Origin of the sequence: Bradyrhizobium sp. TM233, assembly GCF_036247965.1 — a bacterium.
GTDB classification, from domain to species: domain Bacteria; phylum Pseudomonadota; class Alphaproteobacteria; order Rhizobiales; family Xanthobacteraceae; genus Bradyrhizobium; species Bradyrhizobium ottawaense.
In genome coordinates this window covers 1-2,279 of the sequence record NZ_BTIG01000076.1, presented here as the reverse complement: position 1 = coordinate 2,279, position 2,279 = coordinate 1, and the positions used below count along the sequence as shown (strand labels likewise).

Annotated in this window: 3 protein-coding genes; 2 read left to right on the top strand and 1 reads right to left on the bottom strand. The window is 63.2% G+C overall.

Annotated elements, in window-relative coordinates; translation table 11 throughout:
• On the top strand, positions 1–1,052 hold a 1,052-nt coding region (locus AABA86_RS33560), incomplete at its 5' end, for a chloride channel protein (RefSeq protein WP_338309788.1).
• Between the two features lie 23 nt (positions 1,053–1,075).
• On the opposite strand, the gene AABA86_RS33555 is transcribed toward AABA86_RS33560, so the two are convergent.
• Complete coding sequence (locus AABA86_RS33555) at positions 1,076–1,333, bottom strand: DUF2798 domain-containing protein (protein WP_026202400.1); 258 nt, start codon at positions 1,331–1,333, stop codon at positions 1,076–1,078.
• 303 nt (positions 1,334–1,636) lie between these two features.
• Between AABA86_RS33555 and AABA86_RS33550 the strand changes: the two genes are divergently transcribed.
• Positions 1,637–2,038 (top strand): hypothetical protein, encoded by a 402-nt coding sequence (locus tag AABA86_RS33550; RefSeq protein WP_212250324.1) that lies wholly within the window; start codon positions 1,637–1,639, stop codon positions 2,036–2,038.
• The last annotated feature ends 241 nt before the right edge of the window (positions 2,039–2,279 follow it).

The window sequence follows — 2,279 nt, the reverse complement described above, 5'->3', positions numbered from 1 at the left end:
TCAGCGCCGTCGGCGTCGAGCAATATCTGGCCCTGATCGGGCTTGCGCTCATCACCAGCGGCGTCGGCATCGCCGTGATGCGCTCCTCGCCGATGTTCGAGCGCCTGTTCGCCTGGCTGCCGATCTGGCTCCGCCCGGTGATCGGCGGGCTCATCGTCGGCGGCTTTGCCATCGTGACGCCGCAGGTGCTGGCGGCCGGCCATGGCGCCATGGTGCTCGATCTCTTTCACGACATGACGATCGGCCTGATCGCGCTGATCATCGCCCTCAAGGTGACGGCCTGCCTGATCTCGCTCGCCTCCGGCTTCCGCGGCGGTCTGTTCTTCGCCTCGCTGTTCGTCGGCAGCCTGATCGGAAAGTTCTTCGCCGCGGTGCTGCTCCTGATCAGCCCGAGCTTCGCGATCGATCCGCTGGTGGCGATGCTGACGGGCATGGCGACGCTCGGTGTCGCCATCGTCGGCGGCCCCCTGACCATGTCGTTCCTGGTGCTCGAGATGACCCGCAACGTCGACGTCACCGCCGTGGTGCTGGCCGGCTGCATCGTCACCTCGATCTGCGTCCGCTTCATGTTCGGCCATTCCTTCTCGACCTGGCGCCTGCATCTGCGCGGCGAGACCATCCGCAGCGCCAACGACGTCGGTTGGCTGCGCAATCTCACCGTCGAGCGGCTGATGCGCTCCGACGTCGGCAAAGTGCCCTCGACCACGACGATCGCCGCCGTCCGCCGCGAGTTCGTGCTGGGATCGCGGCCCGGTATCGTCATCGTCAACAATTCCGACGAATATGTCGGTCTCGTCATGCTGCCCGATTTGTTCTCCAGCGATCTCGACACCATCGCCGACGACATCCAGGTGATCGAGCTCGCTCGCCTGATCGACATCGTGCTGATCCCGGAAATGAACGTGAAGTCGGCGATGGCGGTGTTCGACGAGGCCGAAGCCGAGATGCTGGCGGTGGTCGATTCCACCGACAGCCGCAAGGTGGTCGGCTTCCTCACCGAGACCTTTGCCCGCCGCCGCTATGTCGAGGAGATCGACAAGGCGANNTCCTAATCGCATCGCGCTTTGGGCGCGTTCTATCGGCCCGGTTGAGGCGGAGCTGCGACGAGGAGCGTCACGATCCGCCGCACCATCGGCAGCACCACCAGCAGCGTCGGAAAGGCGACCAGCCAGGACAGCGCCCAGGCACCCGGCCAGGTCGCGAGGAACGCCGGCGTTGCGCCGAGGCTCCGAAGCGTCGAAATGACCGACACCACGGCCGTCATGAGGATGGACAGCACGAACGGCATCACGATCGGCGCATAGCGCGCCGGCAGTTTGCGAACCACAATCATCTGATTTCTCTTGGAAAAAGGCGCGTCAGTCACGTTGAACCCTGCAAATGGCATCGATCCCGACGGCGTCGGTTGATGCGTTGGTTCACGTGAAACGCTTACGGCGACCGAAAAACGGCGCGGCTGTTCATTATCCGCTCAGGTTCGATGGTTCAAGCTGCGATTTGGTCGTTCGGTTTACAATCGTTCAAAGCGTGGCAGATTGCCGCGAACATGAAACCATCTCGACGGTTTGCGCATTGAATCCGGTTTGCAGATCCTTACGTTTGGCGAGAGCATCGGCAAGATTATAGGAAGGTCAAAATGACTGTGAGACCCATGATTTCCGCAGCCGGCCGCAACCTGGCGCTGGCCGCGTTCGCAAGCCTGGCATTGGTCGCAACCTCCGCATCGCCCTCGGCTGCGGCGTCCCCCGGGGCGGTGTCCGCGAAGCCCGTCACGGCAGGACAGGGCTCCTCCGACGTCACCGATTTCAGCGCAGCCCGGCGTCGCCACTATTATCGGCGCGGGTCGAACGCCGCAGGCCTCGCCTTCATGGGCGCCGCGGCCGGTATCATCGGCGGGGTGATCGCAGAGCAGCGGCGCCGCGACTACTACGAGAACCGCTATTATGCTCCGCGTCCCTATTATGGCGGTCAGGGCTATTATGGCGGTCAAGGCTATTACGGCGGCGGCAGTCCCTTCTATTACGATCCGGGCTACTGAACGGCTGTTTCAAGGCGGCCCGAATGGTTGCACGAAAAGGGCGGTGCTTTGCGCCGCCCTTTTTTTTTATGCGTCGGTGCCCTCGTAGCCCGGATGAGCGCCAGCGACATCTGGGACGGCTCGCCCGGCGTTTTGGACCGTCCCGGATGTCGCTTGCGCTCATCCGGGCTACGGGACCGCGCCTGTGTCGACCTCTGTCAATCCATGCGCGCGAACAAATTCCACTTTACCGAAATTCGGT